This window comes from Embleya sp. NPDC025285, from assembly GCF_055558835.1.
This window is the reverse complement of record NZ_JBVHLU010000219.1, coordinates 1-6293: the sequence shown is the minus strand read 5'-3', so window position 1 is coordinate 6293 and position 6293 is coordinate 1. Positions and strand designations below refer to the sequence as shown.

At 73.0% G+C, this 6293-nt stretch carries 1 protein-coding gene; it reads right to left on the bottom strand.

Annotated elements, in window-relative coordinates; genetic code table 11:
* Window positions 1-6293 (bottom strand): type I polyketide synthase (locus ACZ4FV_RS51400; protein WP_465328297.1); only part of this gene is annotated, 6293 nt, incomplete at both ends.

The following is a 6293-nucleotide window of genomic DNA, read 5'->3' as shown; positions in this document are numbered from 1 at the left end:
ACCAACCGACGATCCAACTCGACAACAGCGGCATCGAACGCCTCCGCGAACACCGGGAAGCGATCGTGCAGCTCACGCCCCATCCCGACCCGCTGGCATCCCTGCCCGCTGAACAGGAAGGCGAGATCGCCGGCGCCGAGGACCGAGCCGCGTACGACGCCCACCGCGGCTTCGCCCACGGCGAGCGCGTCGAGCCCGGCCAACAGCGCGGCCCGCGAGGAACCGACCACAGCGGCGCGCTCTTCGAGAGCCGCACGCGAGGTAACGAGCGCCGAGGCGACGGCGGTGAGGTCGAGTTCGGGGTGGTCGTGCAGGTATCCGGAGAGGACGGACGCCTGGGCCCGGAGCGCGTCACCGGACTTCGCCGAGAGCAGCCAGGGCAGGACGCGCCCGTCGTCCGTCGCCTCCTCGCCGGCCTGCGCGAGTACCGGCTCGGGCCCCTGCTCCAGGACGACGTGCGCATTGGTACCGCTGGCGCCGAAGGACGAGACAGCGGCCCGGCGGAGGCGACCCGTCTCGGGCCACGCGCGGGCTTCGGTGAGCAGTTCGACCGCGCCCGCCGACCAGTCCACGTGCGGCGAAGGCTCATCGACGTGCAGCGTCTGCGGCAACACGCCCTCGCGCATCGCCATCACCATCTTGATCACGCCGCCCACACCCGCGGCGGCCTGGGCATGGCCGATGTTCGACTTCAGCGATCCCAGGTAGAACGGCGTCCGCGGGTCGCGGTCTTGACCGTAGGTCGCGATCAGGGCCTGCGCCTCGATCGGGTCGCCGAGTGTGGTGCCCGTTCCGTGTGCCTCCACCGCGTCGATGTCGGCGGCCGACAGTCCCGCACTCGTCAACGCCTGCCGGATGACCCGCTGTTGGGCGGGGCCGTTGGGCGCGGTCAGGCCGTTGCTCGCGCCGTCCTGGTTCACCGCGGTCCCCCGGACGACGGCGAGGATGTGATGGCCGTTGCGCTGTGCGTCGGAGAGCCGCTCCACGAGCAGCACACCGACGCCCTCGGACCAGCCGGTCCCGTCCGCGGCGGCCGAGAACGCCTTGCACCGCCCGTCCGGCGACAAACCGCGCTGGCGACTGAACTCGACGAAGACCTCCGGGGTCGACATCACCGTCACCCCGCCGGCCAGCGCCATCGAACACTCGCCGCCGCGCAGCGCCTGCACCGCCAGGTGCAGGCCCACCAGCGACGACGAGCACGCGGTGTCGACGGTGATCGCGGGGCCCTCGAACCCGAAGGCGTACGCGAGCCGGCCCGACGCGGCGCTGCCGGTGTTGCCCATCAGCAGGTAACCGTCGACGCCCTCGGGCACCTTCTGCATGCCCGACGCGTAGTCGTGGTACATCACCCCGACGAACACACCGGTTCGGCTGCCGCGCAGTGTGGCGGGGTCGATCCCGGCCCGCTCCAGCACCTGCCACGAGGTCTCCAGCAGGAGGCGCTGTTGCGGGTCCATCGCCAGCGCCTCACGCGGCGAGATCTCGAAGAACCCGGCGTCGAACTGCGCGGCGTCGTGCAGGAATCCGCCCTCGCGGGCATAGCTGGTTCCGGGGACCGCGGGGTCGGGGTCGTACAGGCCCTCCAGGTCCCAGCCGCGGTTCGACGGGAACGGCGAGACGGCGTCCCGGCCCTCGGCGACCAGGCGCCACAGGTCCTCGGGCGACTCCACACCGCCGGGATAGCGACAGGCCATGCCGACGATCGCGATCGGTTCGTCGTCCGCCACCGGACCGGCCGCGGTGGGGGTCGCGTCCTGGGCACCGAAGAGTTCCCGCCGGACCTGGCGGAGCAGTGCGGTCGGGGTCGGGTGGTCGAAGACGAGGGTGGCCGGCAGGCGCAGGCCGGTCACCGTGTTCAGCCGGTTGCGCAGGTCGAGGCCGGTGAGCGAGTCGAAGCCGAGGGCCTTGAAGGTGGCGGAGACGTCGACGTCGGCGCCCGTGGGCAGGCCGAGTACGGCCGCCACTTGTTCGCGGACCACGTCCAGCAGGGCGCGTTCTTGTTCGGTGTCCGGCAGTGCGCCGAGCCGTTGGGCGAGGGCGGACCGCGACGGGGCGGCGGTCGCGCTGCCGGCGGTGGGGCGAACGGGCATGGGGACGACACCGCGCAGCATCCCCGCCGGCGCGCCGTTCCCGGCGCGGGCGCGGAGCGCGGGTAGGTCCAGCGCGACGGGGACCAGCAGCGCTTCGGCCGAGCCGAGCGCGGCGTCGAACAAGCGCAGGCCCTGCTCGGTGGCGAGCGGCCCAACGCCGAGTCGGCTCATCCGCTGCCGGTCGGCGCCGCTCATCGCGCCCGTCATCCCGCCGGCCTCGGCCCACAGACCCCAGGCCATCGAGGTGGCGGGGAGCCCGTTCGCGTGGCGGGCGTGCGCGAGGGCGTCGAGGTAGGTGTTCGCCGCAGCGTAGTTCGCCTGTCCCGGGCCGCCCAGGATTCCGGAGACGGAGGAGAAGAGGACGAAGGCGGAGAGGTCGAGATCGCGGGTCAGTTCGTGCAGGTTCACCGCGCCGTCGACCTTGGCGCGCAGCACACTGTGCAACCGGTCCTCGGTCAACGCCTCGACCAAGCCGTCGTCCAGGAAGCCGGCGGCGTGCACCACACCGGTCAACGGAGTACGGAGGCGGGTCAATACGCCGCTCAACGCTTCCCGATCGGCCGCGTCACACGCCTCGACCACCACCGACGCGCCCAGTGCCGACAGCTCCGCCACCAATTCGGCGACGCCAGGCGCCTGTTCGCCCCGACGGCTGAGCAACACCAGGCTGCGCACGCCGTGGTGCGAGACGAGACGACGGGAGATCAAGCCGCCCAACAGGCCGGTGCCGCCGGTGATCAGGACTGTGCCGGCGCCGAAGGACAGCTCGGCGGGGGCAAGGAAAGCAGCGTCGACGGAGGCATCCGCAACGGCGGAGTCGACGGCGTGCCGGACGAGTCGCGGCACCAACACCGCGCCGCCGCGTATCGCCGTCTCCCGCTCGCCGCACGCCAGGGCGCCCGGCAACGCGGCTTGCCAGTCGTCGCGTTCGTCGACGTCCACCAGCACGAAGCGGTCGGGATGCTCCGTGGCCGCCGACCGCACCAGCCCCCACACCGCCGACGACGCGAGGCCGGACAACGCCGGCAACATCGACGCCGACGACGCCGCCGAGCCGGACGCGACACCCACCGCGCCCCGCGTCACCACCACCAACCGCGACCCGGCGAACCGCTCGTCGCCCAACCAGTCCCGCACCACCGACAGCACCCCGCCGGCCACCCGGTGGACCGCGGCGGCATGCTCCTCCTGCGGTCCCGGGTCGGCGAGGCAGGGCAGCACGACCACGTCGGGTACGCCGCCCCCAGCCACCTCCTCCAGGTCGGGCGCGTCGGCGTCCAGCACCCGAATACCGCCGATGCCGGCGGTGAAGGCAGCGCCGACCGGTCCGGCCGGAGTCCACTCGACGCGGCACAGGTCGTCCGCCGCGACGGGTCGGGTCGCCGTGAGCACCTCGGCGGCGATCGGACGCAGGGTCAGCGCCTCGATCGAGGCCACCGGTTCCCCCGTCGGGTCGGCCAGCGTCACGCGGACGGTGTCCGACCCGACGGACGACAGCCTTACCCGCAGGTGGGACGCGGCGCCCGCGAAGAGGGTCAGCCCCTTGAAGACGAACGGCAGTCGCACGTGCTCCGCCGCGCCGTCGCCGCCGTGCGCGAGAGCGGCGTGCAGCGCGGCGTCGAGCAGCGCCGGGTGCAGCCCGAAGCGGGCCGCGCTCGCCGCCGTGTCCTCGGGCAGCGCGACCTCGGCGTAGATGTCCTCGCCTACCCGCCAGGCGGCGCGCAGGCCCTGGAACGCGGGTCCGTACGCGTAGCCGCTCGGCACCAGGTCGGCGTAGAAGTGGTCGAGATCCATCGGCTCGGCACCGATCGGCGGCCAGGCGCCCGCAGCGAAGGCCACGTCCGGCGCCGATCCGCGCTCGGCCAGGATCCCGGCGGCGTGCCGGGTCCAGCCGAGTCGCGCGGACTCGTCCGCGCTCCGCGAGAAGACGCTCACGGTCCGGGACCGGTCGGCCTCGGCCGCGCCGACCACGACCTGGATCTGCGACGCGCCGTGCTCGGGGATCACCAGCGGTGCTTCCAGGGCGAGTTCGGCGATCCGGCCGCAGCCCACCTCGTCCCCGGCGCGGATGGCCAGTTCCACGAAGGCCGCGCCCGGCAACAGCACCGTCCCGGCGACCGCGTGATCCCTGAGCCAGGCGTGCGAGGACAGCGACAGTCGGCCCGTCAGCACCACCCCTTGCCCACCGCCGAGTTGCACCGCCGCGCCCAGCAGCGGATGGTCCGCCTCGGCCAGGCCCAGACCGCGCGCGTCACCGGTGGACGCCGTGCGTTCCAGCCAGTACCGCCGGCGCTGGAAGGCATATGTCGGCAGGTCGACGGCCACCGTGCCGTTGTCACGAACCCGCTCGGCCAACAGTGGGGACCAGTCCACGGCGAGCCCGCCGACATACGCCTCCGCCAGCGCGGCGGTGAACCGGGCCAGGCCGCCCTCCCCCCGCCGCAACGTTCCCAGAACCACCGCTGCGGCCTCGGCGGACTCGACCGTACCTTCGATCGGCGTGGTCAGCACCGGGTGCGCGCTCACCTCGACGAAGGCGTCGAAACCCTGGGTCAGCAGCAGGCGAATCGTCTCCTCGAAACGAACCGTCCGACGCAGGTTGGTGTACCAGTAGTCCGCGTCGAGCCGCGTCGTCCCCAGCGGTTCGGCCGTCACCGCCGAATAGAACGGCACCGTCGGCGCCTTCGGCTCGATACCGGCCAACTCGGCCAGCAGGCGATCTCGGATCGACTCCACCTGTACCGAATGCGAGGCGTAGTCCACCGGCACCCGACGCGCCCACACGCCTTGCGCGTCACACTCCGCGAGCAGTTCGTCCAACGCGGCCGACTCACCGGCCACCGTCACCGACGCCGGACCGTTCACCGCCGCCACCGACACCCGACCGTCGAACGGCGCCAGCAACTGCGCCACGCCGGCCGGGGGCAGCGACACCGACGCCATACCCCCCGAGCCTGCCAATGCGAGAATGGCCCGGCTCCGCAACGCCACGACCTTCGCGCCGTCCGGCAGCGACAGCGCCCCCGCCACGCACGCCGCCGCGATCTCCCCCTGCGAATGCCCCACCACGGCGGCGGGCTCGACCCCGAAGGAACGCCACAGCTCGGCGAGCGACACCATCACCGCCCACAACACGGGCTGCACGACGTCGACCCGGGCCGGCCAATCCTCCGACTCCGACCGCAGCACCGACTCCAACGACCAGTCCACGAACGGCGCAAGGGCCGCCGCACACTCCGCGATCCGCTCCGCGAACACCGGCGACGAATCCAGCAGCGCGGCAGCCATCCCCACCCACTGCGATCCCTGCCCCGGGAACACGAAGACCGTCCGACCCGAGGACCGCGCGCTATCCGGTACGGACTCCCCCTCGGCCAACTCCGCCAATCCGGACGCCAGCTCCGCCCGGTCGGCGGCCAGCACGACGCCCCGGCGCTCCAACACCGACCGCGACGCGATCAGCGAAGCCGCCAGGTCGGACAACGGGACTTCGGGCTCGTCCCGGACGAACCGCGCCAGTCGGGCCGCCTGCGCCCGCAGGCCGGGCTCGCCCCGCCCGGAGACGACGAACGGGAGCAGCGCGCTCGGCCCGCCCCGAGTCGGCTCCGTAAGGGACTTCGTCGCCGACTCCGTGACGGGTGCCGCCTCGGTGGCGGGTACCGGCTCTGCCCCCGCGACCGGCCGCGCGGGCTCGCCGTCCGCCTGCTCGATGATCACGTGCGCGTTCGTACCGCTGATCCCGAACGAGGAGATCGCGGACCGGCGCGGACGGTCGGTTGTAGGCCACTCCCGCGCCCGCGTCAGCACCTCCACCGCGCCCGCGGACCAGTCGATGTGCGGGGACGGCTCGTCGACGTGCAGCGTCTGCGGCAGTACGCCCTCGCGCATCGCCATGACCATCTTGATCACCCCGGCGACGCCCGCGGCGGCCTGCGCGTGACCGATGTTCGACTTCAACGACCCGAGATACAGTGGCTGTTCGTCGCGCCGGCCCTGCCCGTAGGTGGCGAGCAGTGCCTGCGCCTCGATCGGGTCGCCCAACGTCGTACCCGTTCCGTGGCCCTCGACCGCGTCGACGTCGGCGGCCGACAGTCCCGCACTCGCCAGCGCCTGCCGGATCACCCGCTGCTGGGAGGGGCCGTTGGGCGCGGTCAGGCCGTTGCTCGCGCCGTCCTGGTTGACCGCCGTGCCGCGTACCGT